This window comes from Herbaspirillum sp. GW103, from assembly GCF_000261365.1.
Lineage (GTDB): Bacteria > Pseudomonadota > Gammaproteobacteria > Burkholderiales > Burkholderiaceae_D > Herbaspirillum.
Window position 1 is genome coordinate 207962 of the sequence record NZ_AJVC01000004.1, and the last position, 20815, is coordinate 228776.

The following is a 20815-nucleotide window of genomic DNA, read 5'->3' on the forward strand; positions in this document are numbered from 1 at the left end:
CCCTACCGTTTTTTCATCGACGGCCGCATGCTTGCTGTATGCGACCGGCGATGCCGCACGTCAGTGATTTACATACTTTGATTACGGGGATCATCATGTGGCTGCAAGAAACAACGACATCCGAGCGTCGCACGCTCACGGCGACCTTCACCGGTTATGCGGTGGATGGTTTTGATTACATGATCTACACCTTCCTCATCCCCACGCTGCTGGCAGCGTGGGGCATGAGCAAAGCCGAAGCGGGCTACATCGCCACCGGTGCCCTGCTGACCTCGGCCATCGGCGGCTGGGCGGCCGGGGTGCTGGCCGACCGCTATGGCCGGGTGCGTGTGCTGCAATGGACGGTGCTGTGGTTTGCGCTGTTCACCTTCCTCTCGGGCTTTACCACTTCCTTCGGCGAACTGTTCTTTACCCGTGCGATGCAAGGCTTCGGCATGGGCGGCGAATGGGCCGTGGGCTCGGTGCTGATTGCCGAGACCATCTCGGCGCGCCATCGCGGCAAGGCTTCTGGCCTGGTGCAGAGCAGCTGGGCGGTGGGCTGGGCGGCTTCGGCGCTGGCGTTCTGGGGCGTCTACGCAGTGCTGCCGCCGGAGACAGCTTGGAAAGTGCTGTTCTGGATCGGCGTGCTGCCGGCCCTGCTGACGCTCTACATCCGCCGCACCATCAGCGAACCCGCCGTGTTTCTGGCTACCCAGGCGCGACTGCGCGAGAGCGGCCAGCGTGGCAACTTCCTGCGCATCTTCCATCCTGACCTGCTGCGCACGACACTGCTGGCGAGCCTGCTGGCCACCGGCATGCAGGGGGCGTATTACTCGGTGACCACCTGGCTGCCGACCTTCCTGAAGACCGAGCGCCATCTCTCGGTGCTGGGCACCAGTACCTACCTGCTGGTGCTGATCGGTGGGTCCTTCTGCGGCTACCTCACCTCGGCGTGGCTGTCCGACACCATCGGTCGCCGCCGCTGCTTCATGCTGTTTGCGACCATGGGGATCGTGCTGGTACTGAGCTATACGCAACTGGTGATCACGGATGCGTGGATGCTGGCGCTGGGTTTCGTGCTGGGATTTTTCCTGTCGGGGATTTTCTCGGGGATGGGTGCTTATCTCTCGGAGCTGTTCCCTGGCGATGTGCGCGGATCAGGTCAGGGCTTCTGCTACAACTTCGGCCGTGCCGTCGGGGCGATCTGCCCGGCGCTGGTGGGTTATCTCAGCAACAGCCTGCCGCTCGGGCAGACCATCGGGTGGATCGCGGCGGGGTGTTATGGGCTGGTGATCGTGGCTTGCCTGATCTTGCCGGAGACCCGGGGCAAGGAGCTGGAGGCGGTAGTGGCGGCTTCGTGAAGGAAGGCCGGGCAGCCCGCTTCGTGCGGGCTTTTTTGCGTTGGTACGACCGGCTTCGACTCGCCCTGACCATACAGCCTCTCTGAATCCGGCTGCAAATGCTCAACGGGATGCCATCAAACCGGTGCAAGCATGGCCTGCATCGCCGGCGTGGCCAGCAGCTTCCTGTAGGTGGCCGCAGACATCGCATTGATCATCAGACGCCCGCTGACATCGGCCTTGATGTACTCCACGGCAAGCAGCGCGATGACCGTGTTGGTGGTCAATGTCGCCTGATCGGCAGTCGTGTCGCCAAACTCCGCCACCACCGCTGCGGTGTCATCTGCAACCGCTACCGCCAGACGACGACCGGAAAGTCGCAACCTTGCGCTGGCCCCGCATTCGGCCAGGTCGTAGGTATGAGGACCTTGCAAAGTCCCCTTTCCATAAATGGCGACATGGGTATCCACTCCGCGCGCGCTGGCCGCCTCCAGCAGCGGCCCGAGCTCGTCAAGCTCCTCGTCCCAGATCCCCGCAAACACACTGCGTTGCGCGCTTGCAATTGAGCGCGCAAAAGCCTGCACGATCTTTTTCCTGCCACTGAGCGACCAGACCAGTCCGGCCTCTTCTTCCACAGGGAGCCGATCCAGTGCCGAGGCCGCCGCTTCGAGGTCAGCATCGAAACGAGAGCGCAATTCCGCCAACAGCGCAGTGTGCGGCACGGCGCTGTAACGCACGGGCTCGGATCGATTCACCAGTACCGCACCGCGCATTTCCAGTCGGGCCAGCGTTTCGTACACCTTGGAAGGGGGCATCGATGCTCTGCGACTCACCTCGGCCCCGGTCAATGCAGCCTGACCGACCAGGGCGGTATAGGCCTGCGCTTCATACTGGGTAAAACCCAGTCGCGTCATGGACGCGATCAGTTCGTTTTCTGCGGTCATGCCGGACTCATTTTTCCATACGAAGGGATTGACTAACTACCTGAGTAGTATACCATTCCAATAACTACTACAAGAGTAGTTATAAATATGAACAACCCATGAAGGAAAGGATGAACCACATGCGTCAACTTGTCAGCACGGGCTCGCCCTGGGAGTCCAAGGTCGGCTACTCGCGAGCGGTGATCGTGAACGATACGATCTTCATTTCAGGCACGGCCGGACAGGGCCCGGATGTGTACACGCAGACCAAGGATGCACTGGCCACGCTGGCCAGGGTGCTCACCGACAACGGCTTTCAGTTGTCGGATGTGGCGCAGAGCCGGCTGGTGGTCGCCGACTTTGCCCACTGGCAGGATGCCGCTCGCGCGCATGGCGAGGTCTATGGTGATATCCGGCCCGCGTTTTCACTGGTGCATGCACTACCGTTCGTCGATGAGGCGATTCTGGTGGAGGTCGAGGCCATTGCCGTCAGAGTCGGGCGGTGAAGACGACAGACGCCCAGCACGGTCGGCTCACGGGACGTGCGCTCACTGTGCTCTCGGTGGCAGCGGGAAGCGCCATCGCGAACAACTACGCGATGCAGCCTGCGCTTTCGGTGATTGCCGCTGATTTTGGCGCCGGGATGGCGCTCATGACGGCGGTGATATCCGGCGCCATCCTTGGATATCTGATCGGCCTGGTGCTGCTGGTTCCGTTGGTGGACAGGCTCAGTGCGCGCGCCTTGATCCCGGGACAGATCTTCGTGCTTGCCTGCGCGCTGGTGCTGGCTGCGTGCGCACCGAGCCCGCGCGCCCTCATCGGATGCTTCGTTCTGATCGGTGCAGCCAGCACGGTTGCGGCACAAAGCAGTGCCATTGTCGGCAAATTTGCCGATGCGCGGTGCCGTGCCCTGAACATGGCGACGATCTCCGCCGGCATCTCCGCAGGGATACTGCTGAGCCGCTTCGTGGGGGGCCTGCTGGTGCAATGGTGTGGATGGCGGGGAGCGCTGTTGGTATTGGCTACCCTCACTGCCGTCTGCGGACTCTGCGTTTTCCCCCTGCTGCCGCGACAACGTCCACCAGGACAGACCGGATACTTTTCGACCTTGTGCGCTCTGCCCGCCCTGGTAGGGCAATCGAAGCAGTTGCGTCTGCGCATCTGCGCAGGAATGCTGTGGTTCTTTGCCTTCAACCTGATCTGGGTCGGGCTTGCCGTACGTCTGGCCGCGCCGCCCTACAACCTGGACGCCGCGCGCATCGGGCTCTACAGTCTGGCCGGACTGATGGGCCTTGCCATGACGCGTATCGCTGGAGCACTGGCAGACCGCTTCGGGAACCGGCGCGTGATTGTCTGCGGTCTGGCTTGCGCCGCTCTGGCTGCGGCTTGCCTGTCTGTCGTCCTCGATCATGCACCCGCCACCCTGGTTGCGCTGGCGCTGTTCGATGCAGGCTGTTTCACTGCGCAAGTGGCCAATCAGGCGGGTGTCGTCGCGATCGATCCATCACGGGCCGGCGCGCTCAACTCCGCCTACCTGTTCTTCTATTACGGCGCGGGCGCCGTGGGTACGGCCGTGGCAGGATCGATTGCCATGCACGGAGGCTGGAGCGCGACAGCCTCGTTGGCCGCCTTCGCGGCCACCGCGGCAGCGATGGTCAGTGCTGGTCTGCGGGCGTCGTCCTGACAAAGAGAGATCTCGCGCCGAAAAAGACAACGCCGCAAATCGTTTATATCAGCGCTGAAACGATCACGCCGCCTGCCGCCCCCGCGCCGCTGTGGCAACGAAACCGCACACGGCTTCAGTCACCTGCACCGTAGTCGCCTTGCCGCCCAGGTCGCCAGTATGCAGCGCCGGATCGACCGTGACCGCCTCAATGGCCTGCATCACCTGCGCCGCCGCGTCGTGCTCGCCCAGATGTTCCAGCAGCATCACCACCGACCAGAAGGTGCCGACCGGATTGGCCAAACCCTTGCCCATGATGTCGAAGGCAGACCCGTGGATGGGTTCGAACATGGACGGATAGCGGCGCTCCGGATCAATGTTGCCGGTGGGGGCAATGCCCAGGCTGCCCGCCAGCGCCGCGGCCAGGTCGGAAAGAATGTCGGCATGCAGGTTGGTGGCCACGATGGTGTCCAGTGTGGCCGGTCGGTTGACCATGCGCGCGGTGGCGGCGTCGACCAGTTCCTTGTCCCACTTCACGTCAGGGAATTCCTTGGCAATCTGCACCGCGATCTCGTCCCACATCACCATCGCATGGCGCTGGGCATTGCTCTTGGTGACCACTGTCAACAACTTGCGCGGACGCGACTGCGCCAGCCTGAAGGCAAAGCGCATGATGCGCTCGACCCCGGCGCGGGTCATCATCGAGACATCGGTAGCCGCTTCGATGGGATGCCCCTGGTGCACGCGGCCGCCGACACCGGCGTATTCGCCTTCGGAATTCTCGCGCACGATGACCCAGTTCAGGTCTTCGGCACGACAGCGTTTGAGGGGCGCGTCGATGCCCGGCAGGATGCGCGTGGGTCGCACGTTGGCGTACTGGTCGAAACCCTGGCAGATTTTCAGGCGCAGGCCCCACAGCGTGACGTGGTCGGGAATGTGCGGGTCACCGGCCGAACCGAACAGGATGGCGTCCTTGTCGCGCAAGGCATCGAGGCCATCGGCGGGCATCATCACGCCGTGCTGGCGGTAGTAGTCGCCACCCCAGCCGAAGTCCTCGAAGTCGAAGGCCAGGTCGGCACGGGCGGCGGCCAGGGCTTGCAGCAACTGGCGGCCGGCAGGAATGACTTCCTTGCCGATGCCGTCGCCGGGAATGGTGGCGATGCGATAGGTCTTCATGTCTCCAGCCTTTCTTGATGAGATGCGGTGTGGGGTCTCGCAAAACGACGGCATGTGCCGCGTCTTTGCATGCGGGCTACTTTACCCATACTGAAAGGACAGGAACCGGTGCTAGACTTAAAGCATTCTTAACCTGGATTCAACAATCCATTTCTTGTTTCCATTTCTTGTTTCCCTTGCGAGGTTTCATGCAGGACACCGTCCTTCCCGCCGACCTGCGTTTCTTTTCCGTGCTGGCCATGGCGGGCAGCCTCTCGGCGGCCGGGCGCGAGCTGGGGCTGACCACGGCGGCGGTCAGCAAGCACCTCACGCAGATGGAAGCGCGTGCGGGCGTGCCGCTGGTGAACCGCACCACGCGCCGCATGATGTTGACGCCCGAGGGCGAGCTCTATCTGGAACACGCGCGGCGCATCCTCGACCAGATCGATGAATTGTCCGAACTGCTGGGCAGCTCCAGGCGCCGCCCGGAAGGTCTGCTGCGGGTCAATGCCACGCTGGGGTTCGGGCGCAGCCATGTGGCGCCGGTGATTTCCAGATTCGTCACGCGGTATCCGCAGGTGTCGGTGCAATTGCAGTTGTCGGTGATGCCGCCACCGCTGACCGAGGACAGCTTCGACGTCTGCATCCGCTTCGGCGAGCCGCCCGATACCAGGGTGGTAGCGCGGCGACTGGCGTCCAATGCGCGCCTGCTGTGTGCCGCGCCGGACTATCTCAAGCGCAGGGGCGTGCCGCAGACGCCGCATGACCTGTCCAAACACAATTGCGTGGGCATCCGCCAGGGCGATGAGGCGTATGGGGTGTGGAAGCTGTCCTCGGGCAGCGGTGTTTCGCGCAAGACCGAGACTGTCAAGATCCGCGGCAACCTCACCACCAATGATGGCGAGATCGCAGTGAAGTGGGCGCTGGATGGGCACGGCATTCTCATGCGCGCCGAGTGGGATATCCGCAGCTATCTGGAACAGGGGCGGCTGGTGCAGGTGCTGCCGGGCTGGCAGACGCCCAATGCGGATATCTTTGCGGTGTATTCGCAGCGCCAGCAGCTGTCGACGCGGGTGCGCAGCTTTGTGGATTTCATTGCGCGTGAGCTGGCCGAACCTTCGCCCAAGCCGCGTATTACCGTGCTGGGCAAGCGCTAGGGTAGCTTCCATCCGCCCCCATGCCCGCGTTAAGATAGCCGCCAACCCCGTCCACCCGCCCAGCCACATCCTTCATGACGTCCAGCCAAGCGCCCGCCGATCTCGCCAGCCGCCGTACCGGCAAGCTGACCGATACCGTCTACGCCAGCCTGCGCGAAGATATCTACGCCTTCCGCCTGCTGCCCGGCGATCGCTTTGCCGAGAACGACGTGGCCGAGCGTCTTCAGGTATCGCGCACCCCCGTGCGCGAAGCGCTCATGCGCCTGCAAAGCGAAGGCCTGGTGCGCGGCCACTTCCGCAATGGCTGGGAAGTGGTACCGATCGACCTGGCGCGCTTTGCCTCCCTCTATGAACTGCGCGAGATGCTGGAACTGCACGCCGTGCGCAAGCTCTGTTCGCCGCGTATGGCCGCCTCGGTGCGCCAGCAACTGGTGGCCGAACAGGGCGCGATCTGGCAATGCGCCCCCAGCGACCGCCTGGCCGACGGTCTGGCCGTGGCGGCCCTGGACGAAGCCTTCCATTGCGCGCTGGTGCAGGCCGCCGGCAATCCCGAGGCCGATACCGTCTACCGCCAGCTGGCCAACCAACTGCGCATCATGCGACGCCTGGACTTTGCCTACGGCGACTGCATCGCCGATACCTACGCCGAGCATCGCGCCATCCTCGAGGCCATCGCCCGCGGCGACGGCGACGATGCCAGCAGGCTGGTCGCCCGTCATATCGAAGACAGCCATACCGTGGTCGAACGCATCACCATCACCCGCCTGGAACAGGTGCGCGCCGCATCGGTGCAGGCTGCACCGGCACGTGGCACGCTGGCGGCAACAGCACCCACCCGGCGCAAGCGCTTTGGCTGAAAAAGTGAAGGTTTGTGCGTCATCTGCGGGTCGCAGGCCGATTTTTCTCCCCTTGAAGAAGATTTGAACCGTTTTTCCCGGTGCCGGATTTGCCCTCAGGCAAATGGCACGAAAGCTGCTTTTGTGAGTACGGAATTTATGAATACATAAATTCGGCGAGCGCTACCCTGCCGGATCCGGCAAGGCTGGCCATCTCACTCTGGCTTTCTGTACAGGAGAAACGCATGACCACCCTCACCCAAACCGCCCCCGCGAGCACGCAGGGCTTGCTGCGCAACCGCTGGTTCCAGTTGTTGATCGGCCTGATCTGCATGATGGCCATCTCCAGTCCGCAATACGTGTGGACCTTGTTCACCAAGCCGCTCACGGCCAAGCTGGGCGTGCCGCTGTCGGAACTGCAGATCACCTTCTCCATGCTGATCGTGCTGCAAACCTTCTTCTCGCCCTTCCAGGGCAAGCTCATTGATCGCTTCGGCGCGCGTCGCCTGATCGCCATCGGCACCTTCATGTCGGGCCTGTCCTGGGTCCTGGCGGCGCAGGTCTCGAGCATCGGCATGTTCTATCTGGCCTATGGTCTGGTCGGCGGACTGGGCACGGGCATCGTCTATGTCGGCGTGGTCGGGCAGATGGTGCGCTGGTTCCCGGACCGCCGCGGCTTTGCCGTGGGCATGGTGGCGGCCGGCTACGGCATGGGCGCCATCCTGACCACCTTCCCGATTGCCGCCTCGCTGGCCAGCGCCGGTCTGGAAACCACGCTCTGGCAGTTCGGCCTGGTGTTTGCCGTCATTGGCGTGCTGGCGTCGCAGGCCCTGCGCTCGCCCGATGCCAGCCATGCCGCTGCCATGCCGGCCCCGGCCATTGCCGCCAGCAAGCTCGACCTGGCGCCGCGCCAGATGCTGCGTACGCCCCTGTTCTGGCTGATGTTCGTGATGATGACCATGATGTCGACCTCGGGACTGATGGTGACCTCGCAGATGGCCACCTTCGCACGTGACTTCGGCGTGGCCAACGTGATGGTGTTCGGGCTGGCCGCGCTGCCGCTGGCGCTGACCATCGACCGCCTCACCAATGGACTCACGCGGCCCTTCTTCGGCTGGATCTCGGACCGCTATGGCCGCGAGAACACGATGTTCTTCGCCTTCGCACTGGAAGGCGTGGCCATGGCGCTGTGGCTGGCCACGCGCGACAATGCGGTGCTGTTCGTGCTGCTGTCGGGCATCGTCTTCTTCGGCTGGGGCGAGATCTTTTCCCTGTTCCCCTCGACTCTGACCGACACCTTCGGCACCCGCCACGCCACCGCCAACTATGGCTGGCTCTACATCTCGCAGGGTATCGGCTCGATCTTCGGCGGTCCGCTGGCCGCCATGATGCACGAGAAGACCGGCAGCTGGCATCCGGTCTTCGGCACCGCCATCACGCTCGACATCCTGACCGCCTGCCTGGCGCTGCTGGTGCTCAAACCCTGGCGCGCACGCTACCTGGCCAAGGCGGCTCAGTAAACCTCGGCTCCCGCGCCACGTTCTCTTTTCTCCTTTCCCCGATGCCGGCCTTGCGCCGGCATCGTCGTTTTTGCAGCGCCCTGACCGCCATGCAGCATGGCCCCGGGCTGATGGCGTGCTTGTGCCGTATACTTGCAAACGTGTTGCAAAGCTGTTGCAAGCCTTTGCAAGCCTCCTGCAACTCCCCGCAGTTCAGCGGGTCTGACCCACCCGCGCCTCATCACAAGAACATCACCCGCTGCCTCATGGAAATCGTCTTCACCGTCTTGATCCTGCTGCTCGCCGTCGCCGTCTCGGGCGTAGTGGCACGCCTGGCGCCCTTCAAGCTGCCGCTGCCGCTGTTCCAGATCGCCCTGGGCGCGGTGCTGGCCATGCCCATGTTCGGCCTGCGCATCAGTTTCGATCCGGAACTGTTCCTGCTGCTGTTCATCCCTCCGCTGCTCTTTACCGATGGCTGGCGCATGCCCAAGCGCGAGTTCTTCCGCCTGGCCCGCCCGATTCTGGCGCTGGCGCTGGGTCTGGTGATGTTTACGGTGGTCGGGGTCGGTTACTTCATCCACTGGATGATCCCGGTCATCTCGCTGCCCTCGGCCTTTGCACTGGCTGCCGTGCTCTCGCCGACCGACGCGGTGGCGGTCTCCTCCATCGTCGGCAAGGGCCGTCTGCCGGCCTCGATGCAGCATGTGCTGGAGGGTGAGGCACTGATGAACGATGCGTCCGGTCTGGTGGCCTTCAAGTTTGCGATTGCCGCCGTCATCACCGGGACCTTCTCCCTGCTCGATGCCAGCATCTCCTTTGTCCTGATCGCCGCCGGCGGCATTGCGGTCGGGCTCATCGTGGCCTGGGGTTTCGGGCTGATCCGCCGCAAGATCATCGAATGGGCCGGTGACGAGCCGGGCATCCAGGTGGTGCTGCTGTTGCTCATTCCCTTCACGGCCTACATCTTTGCCGAACACTTCGGGCTGTCGGGCATCCTGGCTGCGGTGGCTGCGGGCATGCTCATGCCCTATCTGGAAACGGCCGGTGGCGAATCGGCGGCGACCCGGCTGCAGGGACGCAGCATCATGACCATGCTGGAATTCGTCTTCAACGGCATGTCCTTCCTGCTGCTGGGCCTGCAACTGCCTGGCATCGTCGGCCTGGCCCACGTGGATGCGCAGATGGCGGGCAATGTGCCGGTGTGGCACCTGTTCGTCTACATCCTGGCCATCACGGTGGCGCTCATCGTGCTGCGCTTCGTCTGGGTCTGGATCAACCTGCGCATGCGCCGTTTCGCCTCGGCCCTGCGCGGCCAGAGCGGGCGAAATCGCAAGTTCGACCTGCGACTCATCAGCATCACGGCGCTCTCCGGGGTGCGCGGGGCGATCACGCTGGCCGGTGTGATGTCGATTCCGCTGCTGCTGAAGGAACATACACCCTTCCCGGCGCGCGACCTGCTGATCTTCCTGGCCACCGGCGTGATCCTGTGCTCGCTGCTGTTCGGCAGCTTCCTGCTGCCCTGGATGTTGAAGGACCTGCAGCTCGACGCCGAGGTCAAGCGCCGTCGCGCCGAAGAAATGATGGCGCGCCTGCGCCTGTCGGAGGCGGCCGTGCGCACTATCGAGGAGGCGCAGGAACGCATCGGCGTCAATCTCGATGAATCGGACCTGGCCCTGTTGATGGAAGTCAGCGGCAGCCTGCTGGCGACCTATCGCATGCGCATGAATGCGGAGAGCGATTCCGAAGAAACCCAGCGCGCCGCCAACCGCTTCAAGCAGTTCGAGCGTGAACTGCGACTGGAGGCGATCCGCGCCGAGCGGCTGGAAGTGCACTACCTGCGCGCTGAACAGCGCATCAATGACGAGACCTTCCTGATGCTGATCAACCAGATCGACATGGCCGAGACCTGGCTGCTGGGCTCGTTGAACGGACCGGGGCAGCAGCACTGACTTGTCGCGCGCAGTACCAACGACAAAGCCCGCAACACCCTGTCATCGGGCGTTGCGGGCTTTGTTGAATCCAGGTTAAGAATCCGGAATCAGCCAGTTCAGCTGGCCGACAAGGCAGAAATCAGGCCACCGAATTGACGGTCGTGCCGATGATCTCGCCGGTCGCATTGCGCGAAGCCTGCTCGCGGCGGTCGCGTTCCTGGCGGGCGCTTTCGGCCCGGGTTTCGTCGGCCTGGATTTCTTCCAGGCGGCGCTGTTCCGCCTTCAGGGCCGCCGCCGCTTCTTCGGCACGACGCACGGCCACCGGATCGTTGGCCTTGCCAGTGGTCGGGGCATTGCCATTGGGGTCGGAAACGACGCCGTTGACGGCAGAGGAAATATCCATGGCCATGATGGGCTCCCTTTGAAACGAAGACTAAGAAATGAACACTGTTGGCGACAGGATGTGCCATACAGTGATGTGAATGTCGACTATGTTACGCCCATTGACGCGCTCTGCCACGGGGAAAATCCTGAAATGGCAGGATTTTTATGCGGCACGCACAACCGTGATTGCCTGCCTGGCAAGAAAATCCGCCGCGCCGATATCGCCGTGGCAACTTCCTTGTCTCAGGGGCAAGGTGCTTCAGTGGCAATCCGGCACGTTCTGGTCGAGATAGACCTCGAAGGCCACATTGTTGACCCACTTCTTGATGGCATTGGCCCAGAACGCATCGTTCCATTTCGCCGCTGCCTGGCGCGCGACAGCCAGGTCGGCGGGATCGTTGCCGCGCACCTGCAGCACCAGCGCGCGGCGACTGACCGGGGCCAGTTGGGCAGAGAATTTCTTCCATTCGGGCAGCTTCAGCATGGCCTTCATGAGCGTATCGTCATGCACGGCGGCATCGCATTGCCCGGTGCGCAGGGCCAGCAGTGCATCGGCCGGGGCCGGCATCACTTTCTCGATGGCGGCATAGCGCGCGCTGAGGGTGCCGACGTAGGGCGATCCGGCGGAGACGCAGACGGTGCGGCCCTGGAGGTCTTCCCATTTGCGGATGGTGGTGTCGGTGCGCATGATGGCCATGGCACCGGCGCTGTAGCCGGTCGACACCGTAATGAGGTCCGCCGCGCCGGTCTGTGCCGGGTCCACGCGGGTGAGCATCACGTCGGGACGCACGCCCTTCAATGCGGCGCGGTCTTGCGTATTGGGCTGAAGATCGGCCTTGCCTTTCCATTGCGTGGCGAGATCCTCGGCCAGCACGGTGGCAATGTTTTCCGGTGTACGGAATTTCATGCCGGCCTTGTAGGGCGGCGGCACGTGGTCCAGTCCGATACGCACGGTCTCGCTGCGGCGGGCGTCATCGAGCACGCCAGCCTGGGCGGCACCGATGAGCAGGCCGGCCGAGGCGAGCAGCATGAAGCGGTCAAGGGTGCGCATGATCGGTCCCGGCTCAGACGTACTGGTATTTCAGCAGGCGATGCTTGAGGTTTTCCAGGATGAGCTGGTCGATGAGCGCAGCGAAAATGGCAATGGTGAGGATGTTGGCCATCACGCCGATCATGTCCGCCGTCTCGCCCGAGTAGGCCAGCGTGCGGCCCAGGCCCTTGCCGAAGCCCACCAGCATCTCGGCCGAGATCAGCGCACGCCAGGCATTGCCGAAGGCCAGCTGGGCACCGGTGATGAGTTCGGGCATCACCGCCGGCAGGTACACCCGGCGCAACATGGACAAGCGCGAGGCGCCCATCACGCGGGCCGCCGAGACATGCACCTGCTGCACGCTCTCGGTGGCATTCATCACCGACAGCGCCGCCGGGAAGAAAGCAGCAATGGCCACCACCACCACGATGGGCAGGTTGCCGAAGCCCATCAGGATCAGCAGCAGCGGCACCCAGGCGATCGAGGGGATCGATTGCAGGATCACGATGGCCGACTTCAGGACTTCACGGAAGAAGAACAGCACCGCACCGACCAGACCGAAACCGATGCCCAGCACCAGGGCCGAGCCATAGCCCATGCCCAGGCGATAGAGACTGCCGAACAGGGCCAGGCGGAAATTGTTTGACTGCACCTCTTCCCACAGCCGCGCGAGCACTGAAGGCACGCCCGGCATCAGGAAGGAGGGCAGCGACCAGGCCGCGATCTGCCACATCAAGAGGATGAAGACAATGGCCAGCACCATGGCCAGTTTCTTGCGGAGTCCGGTAACGCGACGCTGTGAGCTCATAAGGACAGGAAAGACAATGGCCGGACGGGTCCGGCCAGATTAAAAAAACATCAGGACTACTTTGGCATGACATCCCGAACCGTTCGGGCTCAGCAGACCCAAGAGGGCCGTATCGAAGACGCTGCAGCAGTTACAGCTTGCGCGCGTTCTGCCACGACAGGTCGGTGATGGAGTTGACGTCAAAGGGCTTGCCATCACGCGTCTTGAGCGATCCTTGCGATTGCAGGATGTTGGCGATCTCCTGCATGCGGTCCTGGTCCTTCTTGCTGATCTTGGGGGTGAAGGTCTGGCTCTTGATGGCATCGCGGATCACGTCTTCGCGCAGCATCTCGCCGTGCTTCAGCGTCTTGATGGTCGGCTCGGCGATGAAATAGCCGGCAATCAGTCTGGAGGCATCGGCAGGCTTCTTCTGCAGCAGAGTGATGGCGTCACGTTGCGCGTCCAGCGACTTCCAGACGGCATCGCGCTTCTTCTTCAGAGTCTCGCCGGAGGTGATGACGACCATGCAGGGGAAGGGCCAGACTTCACCGATCTCGTAGATCTGCTTGACCGGCGCAATCAGTTGCGCGATGCGCGCCTGCGGCTCGAACAGGAAGGCCGCATCGACCCGCTTGCCCACCAGCGACTGCACCGCCACCTGGGGCGAGACGCCCATGACGTTGACGTCATCGGGCTTCACGCCCGCATCACGCAACACCACGCCCTTGAGCACGGTGTCGGCGGTACTGCCCTCGGCCTGCGAGGCCAGGGTCTTGCCCTTGAGGTCGGCCACCTTGTTGATGCCCGAATCCTCGCGCGCCACCAGAGCGTGATAGCCCAGTTGCGCACCACCGACCACCTTCAGGTCCGCGCCCTTGGAAGCCCAGGCCACGGCATTGGAAAAACCGAACACGCCGCTGTCGAGCTGGCCGCCGACAATGGCCTTGACCAGGTCGGTGCCGGACTTGAATTCGATCAGTTCCACATCCAGACCATACTTCTTGTAGAGGCCGGCTTCATAGGCAGCCATGGCTTGCGCATCGTCCATCACGCGCAGGTAGCCGATCTTGAATTTCTCCAGGGCAAGGACGTTGCCGGAAAAAGCCAGGGCAGCGGCGGCGATGGCCGGTGCCAGGATGCGTGCGAGTTTCATACTCCAACCCCTTCAATGTTTTTGGCAAATTCGTCCTGCTCGGCATGGATGCCCAGCAGGCAAAGGATTTCGCGGCGGGTCGCCGCGAATTCGGACAGGTCGTGCGTCTTTTCGTGATGCACGAGATTGAATTCCTTCAAGACCTTGGCCGGACGCGGGCTGAACACGAAGATGCGGTCGGCCAGGAACAGCGCCTCATCCACATCGTGCGTCACCAGCACCACGGTCGGGCCTTGCTGGCGGATCAGGTCGCGCAGGGCATCCTGCAGGGTCATGCGGGTGAGCGCATCGAGAGCGCCAAAGGGTTCATCGAGCAATAGCGCCTTGGGCTGCGAGATGAAGGCGCGGGCCAGGGCCGCGCGCTGGCGCATGCCGCCCGAGACCTGGTGCGGATAATAGTTTTCGAAACCCTTGAGCTTGACGTTCTCCAGCCAGAGGCGGGCCTGGTCGGCGGCTTTCTTCTTGTCGACATTCTGGAATTCCAGTGCCAGCGCCACGTTCTGCAGCAGGGTCAGCCAGGGATAGAGGGCATTTTCCTGGAACATCAGGGTGCGCTCGGGATGCGGTCCGCGGATGGCCTGAGCGTCGGCGGACACGGTGCCGCTGCTGGGCTTTTCCAGCCCGGCAGCCATGTGCAGCAGCGTGGACTTGCCACAGCCGGACGGGCCGACCAGCGCGACCAGCTCACCGGAGGCGATCTCGCGGGTGAATTCCTCGATCACGTGCAGGTCGCCGAAACGCTTGGCGACGTTGTTGAAAGATAGCTTCATGTGGTCCGCGGACGTGCCGCGCGCAAGGGATAGTGGAAGGGGACCCGATGCAGATCGCTTCATCCGTGCGTCAATCCGCCCGGAACCTGCCGTGCAACCGCCCCCTTTTAGTCAGGCATGCACTGTACTGAGGCCGGCTATGCAAAACAACTACTTAAAAATCGTATGCTTATTCGCATTTCGAATAAGAACGGTGGGCAAAACGCATAAAGGCGTCAGCCCTTCGTCAGCCTTTGTTCCTGCCATCGGGCCAAGAGGCTCTGCACATCGGGATAACGCAGCCGCACACCCAGCTCATCCTTGATGCGGGCATTGTGAAGGCGACGCGATTCCGACATGAAGGACAACATCATCGGCGAGACGCTGCGTTCCAGCTCGCTGCGCGGCAGGCGCGGCGGGCGGGACAGGCCGGCGGCATCGGCCACGGCATCGAAGTAGTCGCCCATCTTGAGGTCGGTATCGTCCACCGCGTGATAGACGCGATTGGGCGCGCCCAGGCGCATGGCGGCCAGGCAGATGCGGGCCAGGTCGTCGGCGTGGATGTGATTGGTATGCACATCCTCCTGGGCCACCAGGGCCGGCAGGCCCTTGTGCAGGCGCTCCAGCGGCAGGCGGTCGGCGGCGTAAATGCCCGGCACGCGCAGGATGGAAAGCTTGCCGTGGCGGCGCCGCGCCCAGGCCCGCAGCACGGTTTCGGCATCGACCCGGCGCACGGCGCGGGCGTTCTGCGGGTTCACTCGGCGAGTTTCATCGAAGCTTGCGCCAGCGCAATCCCCGTAGACACCGGTGGTGCTGATGTAAACCAGGCGCGCGCCCTCGGGTAAAATGGCGGCCAAATTGCGAGTGCGGCGGTCGATGCGGCCTTCGGACTGCGGCGGGGCCAGATGCACGATGGTCGGTGCCAGACGCGCCAGGCGGCCCAGCGTCAGGGGTTGATCCAGGTCGGCGACGATGGGAATGGCCCCGGCAGCGCGCAGTTCGACGCAGCGCTCGGGGTTGCTGGTCACGGCCAGTACGCGGTAGCGCGGCAGCAGCAGCGGCACCAGCCGCAGGCCGACATCGCCGCAGCCCAGGATCAGTACGCGGGGCAGGCCCAGTTTTTTCACGGTGTTCAATCCAAATTTATCCAGAAGCAGAATTGTATGAGTTTCCAAGTCACAGTCCAGCCCAGCGGTCGCCAGTTCACCTGCGACGCCGACGAATCCATCCTCACCGCCGCCATCCGCGCCGGTGTCGGCCTGCCCTACGGTTGCAAGAACGGCGCCTGCGGCTCCTGCAAGGGCAAGCTGGTGTCGGGTCAGGTCGAGCACGGCCCGCACCAGGTGCGCGCCCTCTCGGAGCACGAACAGCAGCTGGGCCATGCCCTCTTCTGCGTGGCCAAGCCGCACAGCGACGTCACCATCGAGGCGCGCGAAGTGGCCGGCGTGGGCGAGATCCCGGTACGCAAGCTGCCAGTACGCGTGGCCAAGCTGGAGAAGGTGGCCGATGACGTCATCATCCTCTCGCTGCAACTGCCGGCCAATGACCGCCTGCAGTACAAGGCCGGCCAGTACGTGGAATTCCTGCTGCGCGACGGCAAGCGCCGCAGCTACAGCATGGCCAACGCCCCGCACAAGGATGAACACATGAGCCTGCACATCCGCCATCTGCCGGGCGGGCTGTTCACCGACCAGGTGTTCACCACGCTCAAGGAACGCGACATCCTGCGCATCGAAGGCCCGCTGGGGACCTTCTTCCTGCGCGAGGATTCCGACAAGCCCATCATCCTCCTGGCCTCCGGCACCGGCTTTGCGCCCATCAAGGCCATCGTCGAGCAGCTCGAACATGCCGGCTCCAAGCGTCCGGTCACCCTGTACTGGGGCGGCCGCCGCCCGCAGGACCTGTACATGAACGCCCTGTGCCAGCAGTGGGAACAGGAGCTGCCCAACTTCAAGTACGTGCCGGTAGTCTCCAACGCCCAGGCCGAGGACAACTGGAGCGGCCGCACCGGCTTCGTCCACCGCGCCGTGATGGAAGATTTCCCCGACCTGTCGGGCCACCAGGTCTATGCCTGTGGCGCGCCGGTCGTGGTGGAATCGGCACAGCGCGATTTCAGCGCCCAGTGCGGCCTGCCGGAAGACGAGTTCTATGCCGATTCCTTCACTTCCGAAGCCGACCTGGCCAAGGCCGTGTCGGACAACCCGGCCGCCTGACGGAGCCACTGCGGGGGCCGGTGCTGTCATGCCGGCGTCACGCGCATTTGCGAAGATGCCGCGCAAGCCTGATGCCGCGCGGCCCGGCGAGATGCGATGAAATTGCAACGGTAGCCCGCCGCAAGCAGCCGCGGGCGAGTCCGGCGGGAAATTTCTTTTTGACGCTCTGCGCAAAAGGTCATAAACTGCACCGCATGATCGCCAACGCCACATTTTTACGACGCCGCAGCCAACCTGAGAAAGGTTTGCTGCTGCTGCGCGCGTGAAGTGAAACGAATCGCGAAGCCACAGGCAAACCCTGTGGCTTTTTTTTATTCGCCATTTGGGGTCTGTCGTGTGCCTGCTGCCCAGCGCCTAGTCATCGTGGGGGCAACGGTCTGCACCACCCTCCCAACCACCCTATTCTTGCAGGAGCCTATCGATGCAATACAGCCAGTCCGACGCCAACAAGCTGATGTACGTCACCAACCGCCCCGAGCTGGTCTTCACCGAAGGCCATGGCATGTGGCTGACCGATCACAATGGCAAGCGCTATCTCGACTACCTGCAAGGCTGGGCAGTCAACACCCTGGGCCACGCGCCGCAATGTATCGCCGATGCCCTGGCCGCCCAGAGCAAGAAGCTGATCAACCCCTCGCCAGCCTTCTACAACGCACCCTCCATCGAACTGGCCGACCTGCTGACGGCCAACTCGGTGTTCGACCGCGTGTTCTTCGCCAACAGCGGTGCCGAAGCCAACGAAGGCGCCATCAAGCTGGCCCGCAAGTGGGGCAAGAAGAACCCGGCCGCCGACGGCTCGGCGCGCTTCGAGATCATCACCTTCAAGCACAGCTTCCACGGCCGTACCCTGGCCACCATGTCGGCCAGCGGCAAGGACGGCTGGGACACCATGTTCGCACCCCAGGTGCCGGGCTTCCCCAAGGCCATCCTGAACGACCTGGCCAGCGTCGAAGCGTTGATCGGCAGCCACACCGTGGCCGTGATGCTGGAGCCGGTGCAGGGCGAAGGTGGCGTCATCCCGGCGACCAAGGAATTCATGCAGGGTCTGCGCCGCCTGACCAAAGAAAAGAACCTGCTGCTCATCGTCGATGAAGTGCAAAGCGGCATGGGCCGTACCGGCCAGCTGTTCGCCTACCAGCACTCCGGCATCGAGCCGGACATCATGACCCTGGCCAAGGGCATCGGTGGCGGTGTGCCGCTGGCGGCCCTGCTGGCGCGCGAAGAAATCGCCTGCTTTGAAGCCGGCGAACAAGGCGGCACCTACAACGGCAACCCGCTCATGACTGCCGTGGGCGTGGCCGTGATCAAGGAATTGCTCAAGCCCGGCTTCATGGAATCGGTGCGCGAGCGCGGTCAGTACCTGCGCCAGCGTTCGCTGGAAATCTCCGAGAAGTATGGCTTCGAAGGCGAGCGTGGCGAAGGCCTGCTGCGCGCCCTGCAACTGGGTCGCGACATCGGCCCGCAGATCGTCGAAGCCGCGCGCAACCTGGAACCGGTGGGCCTGCTGCTGAACTCGCCGCGTCCCAACCTGCTGCGCTTCATGCCGGCCCTGAACGTGACCAAGGAAGAGATCGACCAGATGTTCTCCATGCTGGAAGACGTCCTGGCCAAGATCGGGAAGTAAGCGATGACGGGGCGCGCAAGGATGGCATTGACGCACAGGGCCGCTGTGCCCTCTTCCCGGTCGGCGCTGGCCGCAGTGTGTGCGGCACTGGTGCTGGCCGCCTGCGGCACGACGCCGACCGCGCCCCCCATCGCCCGGCTGCCCGGTGCCCCGCAATCGCAGGCACCGGCGCTGCCGGCCACCGACAATGGCAATGAGGTGGCCATCTATGCACTCTCGCTGATCGATACCGGCTACCGCTTCGGCGGCAAGAATCCCTCGGCCGGACTCGATTGCAGCGGCATGGTCAGCTACATCTTCGGCCAGGCCGCCAATTACCGCATCAGCGGCAGCGCCGCCGACATCGCCCGCCAGGGCCGCCAGATCGATCCCTCGCAACTGCGCGCGGGCGACCTGGTGTTCTTCAATACGCAGAACCGTCCCTTCTCGCACGTGGGCATCTACCTGGGCGATGGCCGCTTCGTACATGCGCCATCGACCAATGGCAAGGTGCACATCTCGCGCCTGGACAACCCGTATTTCTCGCGTCGCTTCGAAATGGCGCGCACCTACTTCAACTGAGCGTCTTGCGGGCGGACCGCTTGCGCGGCCCGTTCTCCTGCTGCTGGCGGTTGCCGTACTCGCGGATCAGATTGGCGCTGTAGCGCGTGAAGGCGATATCCATGTGCCGCCGCATGGCAGCACGCGCCTGCTCGGCATTGCGCTCGCGCAGGGCCTGCATGATCAGACCGTGTTCCTCGATGGCTTCCTGCCACACGCGGGTGCCGTCGAAGTGGCTGTGCAGGCGCTCGAACAGCGGCCCCAGACGCGCATCGAAGAGCTGCGTCACCAGGCCGACCAGGACGCTATTGCCGGTGGCCTCGGCCAGGCGGATATGGAACAGGCGGTCCGCCTCCAGCGGATCGATGCCGGCCTGGGCGTGGGAGATCATCAGGGCGTAGGCTTCCTCCACCGCCGCAATCTGCTGCTTGCTGCCATGCAGGACGGCGGCATAGGCCACTTCCCCTTCGATCATCTCACGCGCGCGGATCAGTTCCAGCGGCCCTTCCTCGCCGGACAGGTCGTGTCGCAACTCGCGCTGCACCGGTGGCGCACAGACGTAGATGCCCGAGCCCATACGCACTTCGATGTAACCTTCCACCTCCAGCGCGATGAGCGCCTCGCGCAGCGAAGGCCGGCTCACGCCCAGCTGCAGCGCCAGGTCGCGCTCGGACGGCAGGCGCGAACCCACGGCGAATTCGCCCTCCACGATCAGCTTGCGCAACTGGTCGCTGATCTGCCGGTACAGCCGCTGCGGTTCGATCGCTTCGATGGGCATGATGACCCTTCAGTCCAAGGTGGCGGGAAACTCCAGGTCGTAAGCGGCACCCGCTTCGCGCAGCATCGGCGCAATGGTCGGATGCAGGGTCAGCCCCTGCGCCAGTTGCTCGGCGCGGCGCTGCATGCCGCGGTCACCAGGCATGCGTACCTGGCCCACGCCGGGACGTGGCGGATTGCTGCGGCAGGCCTGGGCGATATGGTCCATCTGACGCTTGAAGTCCTGCTCGCCACCGAAGGCCGAGGGATCATAGAGCGACATGAACACCGTCGCCCCCCAGCCCGCTGCCGGATCGGCCCGGCCAAAGCCGGACAGGCCACCGGTGAGCGCCTCGATCAGCACCGCCAGGCCGTAGCCCTTGTGACCCGCCGACAGGCCGCCCAGCGGCAGGATGGTACCGGGCGGCGTGGCCGAGAGCACGGCCGGATCACGGCTGGGATGGCCGGCGCCATCGATGAGCCATTCTTCCTCGAACTGCTTGCCGGCCTTGTGCAGGCGGTTGCTCATGCCATTGGTGGTAATGGAGGCCGAGATATCGACCAGGAAGGGCGTGCCGGAGGTAGGGATGCCCGCTGCAATCGGATTGGGCGTAAACACCGCCTGGGTGCCGCCGAACGGGGCCACGCTCTGCACTGCCGGATCGGAACTGGCCAGAATCATCATGAAGCCCTCCTGCGTGGCCCGCAGCAGGTAGGCCGCCAGGCAGGCGATGTGATGGCTGTGGTGGATGGTCAGCGAAGCGGTGCCATAGTCGCGCGCCTTGGGCATGAGCGCATCGATGCCCTGATGCACCAGCCAGGGACCGGGCAGGCGGCGGCCATCCCAGGCCAGTGCGGCGGCGCGTTCGGAGAGCACCTCGGGTCGGCCACTCTTGGCCATGCTGCCTTTTTCCAGTTCCTTGACGTAGGGGGCCAGCAGCGCCAGTCCGTGCGTGTCATGGCCCAGCAGGTCGCCGTCGACCAGGGTGGCGGCGACGCTGTCGGCCTTGTCGGCGTCCAGTCCGGCGCGCTGCAACAGCGTGGTGGCGAACTGACGCAGAGCGTCAGCGGAGAAACGTTCGGGGACTGCCATGGA

General features: G+C 63.9%; 20 protein-coding genes. 10 read left to right on the forward strand and 10 right to left on the reverse strand.

The genetic code is table 11. The features are described 5' to 3' along the window. Positions 1 to 95: 95 nt before the first annotated feature. Entirely contained in the window at positions 96 to 1340 is a 1245-nt protein-coding gene (locus GWL_RS13130) for an MFS transporter (protein ID WP_008330930.1), read from the forward strand. A gap of 116 nt (positions 1341 to 1456) precedes the next feature. Here GWL_RS13130 and GWL_RS13135 read toward each other — a convergent pair whose 3' ends face one another. After that, a complete protein-coding gene (locus GWL_RS13135; RefSeq protein WP_008330933.1) occupies positions 1457 to 2263 on the reverse strand; it encodes a TrmB family transcriptional regulator in 807 nt (268 codons plus the stop codon). Between the two features lie 119 nt (positions 2264 to 2382). Between GWL_RS13135 and GWL_RS13140 the strand changes: the two genes are divergently transcribed. Both GWL_RS13140 and GWL_RS13145 read left to right on the forward strand, forming a co-directional pair. After that, positions 2383 to 2748 carry a RidA family protein gene (locus GWL_RS13140; protein WP_034351150.1) on the forward strand — a complete coding sequence of 122 codons (366 nt, stop codon included), beginning with the start codon at positions 2383 to 2385 and terminating at the stop codon, positions 2746 to 2748. Then, positions 2745 to 3926, forward strand: coding sequence for an MFS transporter (locus GWL_RS13145; RefSeq protein ID WP_034350796.1), 1182 nt, complete (start codon positions 2745 to 2747; stop codon positions 3924 to 3926). The genes GWL_RS13140 and GWL_RS13145 overlap by 4 nt, the downstream gene beginning before the upstream one ends. A 63-nt stretch (positions 3927 to 3989) precedes the next feature. Here GWL_RS13145 and GWL_RS13150 read toward each other — a convergent pair whose 3' ends face one another. Beyond that, the gene (locus tag GWL_RS13150; protein ID WP_008330939.1) at positions 3990 to 5081 is read right to left on the reverse strand and encodes a tartrate dehydrogenase; all 1092 of its coding nucleotides are present in this window, start codon (positions 5079 to 5081) and stop codon (positions 3990 to 3992) included. Between the two features lie 188 nt (positions 5082 to 5269). Here GWL_RS13150 and GWL_RS13155 point away from each other — a divergent pair, with 188 nt between their 5' ends. From GWL_RS13155 to GWL_RS13170, 4 genes are all read left to right on the forward strand, one after another. After that, a complete protein-coding gene (locus GWL_RS13155; RefSeq protein ID WP_008330941.1) occupies positions 5270 to 6217 on the forward strand; it encodes a LysR family transcriptional regulator in 948 nt (315 codons plus the stop codon). A gap of 74 nt (positions 6218 to 6291) precedes the next feature. Further along, complete coding sequence (locus tag GWL_RS13160) at positions 6292 to 7074, forward strand: GntR family transcriptional regulator (RefSeq protein WP_008330942.1); 783 nt, start codon at positions 6292 to 6294, stop codon at positions 7072 to 7074. A gap of 224 nt (positions 7075 to 7298) precedes the next feature. Then, positions 7299 to 8573, forward strand: a complete 1275-nt coding sequence (gene oxlT, locus GWL_RS13165) for an oxalate/formate MFS antiporter (RefSeq protein WP_008330943.1) — start codon at positions 7299 to 7301, stop codon at positions 8571 to 8573. A gap of 245 nt (positions 8574 to 8818) precedes the next feature. Continuing rightward, positions 8819 to 10501 carry a Na+/H+ antiporter gene (locus GWL_RS13170; protein ID WP_008330945.1) on the forward strand — a complete coding sequence of 561 codons (1683 nt, stop codon included), beginning with the start codon at positions 8819 to 8821 and terminating at the stop codon, positions 10499 to 10501. A 121-nt stretch (positions 10502 to 10622) separates the two neighbouring features. Here the strand turns inward: GWL_RS13170 and GWL_RS13175 are convergent, their stop codons facing one another. From GWL_RS13175 to GWL_RS13200, 6 genes are all read right to left on the reverse strand, one after another. Continuing rightward, positions 10623 to 10892: a hypothetical protein gene (locus GWL_RS13175; protein WP_008330946.1), complete on the reverse strand. Its 270-nt coding sequence runs from the start codon at positions 10890 to 10892 to the stop codon at positions 10623 to 10625. A 234-nt stretch (positions 10893 to 11126) separates the two neighbouring features. Then, positions 11127 to 11918 carry a transporter substrate-binding domain-containing protein gene (locus GWL_RS13180; protein WP_008330947.1) on the reverse strand — a complete coding sequence of 264 codons (792 nt, stop codon included), beginning with the start codon at positions 11916 to 11918 and terminating at the stop codon, positions 11127 to 11129. Positions 11919 to 11931: 13 nt separating this feature from the next. Next, the gene (locus GWL_RS13185) at positions 11932 to 12705 is read right to left on the reverse strand and encodes an ABC transporter permease (RefSeq protein ID WP_034350799.1); all 774 of its coding nucleotides are present in this window, start codon (positions 12703 to 12705) and stop codon (positions 11932 to 11934) included. A gap of 130 nt (positions 12706 to 12835) precedes the next feature. Then, entirely contained in the window at positions 12836 to 13837 is a 1002-nt protein-coding gene (locus GWL_RS13190) for an ABC transporter substrate-binding protein (protein ID WP_008330950.1), read from the reverse strand. After that, on the reverse strand, positions 13834 to 14607 hold the full coding sequence (locus tag GWL_RS13195; protein ID WP_008330951.1) for an ABC transporter ATP-binding protein: 774 nt from the start codon (positions 14605 to 14607) through the stop codon (positions 13834 to 13836). The genes GWL_RS13190 and GWL_RS13195 overlap by 4 nt, the downstream gene beginning before the upstream one ends. Before the next feature lie 215 nt (positions 14608 to 14822). Next, the gene (locus GWL_RS13200; RefSeq protein WP_034351154.1) at positions 14823 to 15713 is read right to left on the reverse strand and encodes an NAD-dependent epimerase/dehydratase family protein; all 891 of its coding nucleotides are present in this window, start codon (positions 15711 to 15713) and stop codon (positions 14823 to 14825) included. Positions 15714 to 15749: 36 nt separating this feature from the next. Between GWL_RS13200 and GWL_RS13205 the strand changes: the two genes are divergently transcribed. From GWL_RS13205 to GWL_RS13215, 3 genes are all read left to right on the forward strand, one after another. Next, complete coding sequence (locus GWL_RS13205) at positions 15750 to 16799, forward strand: CDP-6-deoxy-delta-3,4-glucoseen reductase (RefSeq protein ID WP_008330953.1); 1050 nt, start codon at positions 15750 to 15752, stop codon at positions 16797 to 16799. 421 nt (positions 16800 to 17220) lie between these two features. Further along, positions 17221 to 18423, forward strand: a complete 1203-nt coding sequence (locus GWL_RS13210) for an acetylornithine transaminase (RefSeq protein ID WP_008330954.1) — start codon at positions 17221 to 17223, stop codon at positions 18421 to 18423. A gap of 21 nt (positions 18424 to 18444) precedes the next feature. Next, positions 18445 to 18984: a C40 family peptidase gene (locus tag GWL_RS13215; RefSeq protein WP_237713572.1), complete on the forward strand. Its 540-nt coding sequence runs from the start codon at positions 18445 to 18447 to the stop codon at positions 18982 to 18984. Here GWL_RS13215 and GWL_RS13220 read toward each other — a convergent pair. Beyond that, a complete protein-coding gene (locus GWL_RS13220) occupies positions 18977 to 19741 on the reverse strand; it encodes a FadR/GntR family transcriptional regulator (RefSeq protein WP_008330957.1) in 765 nt (254 codons plus the stop codon). The two genes, GWL_RS13215 and GWL_RS13220, sit on opposite strands and share 8 nt — an antisense overlap. A gap of 9 nt (positions 19742 to 19750) precedes the next feature. After that, positions 19751 to 20812, reverse strand: a complete 1062-nt coding sequence (locus GWL_RS13225; RefSeq protein ID WP_008330959.1) for an Ldh family oxidoreductase — start codon at positions 20810 to 20812, stop codon at positions 19751 to 19753. Positions 20813 to 20815: the final 3 nt, after the last annotated feature.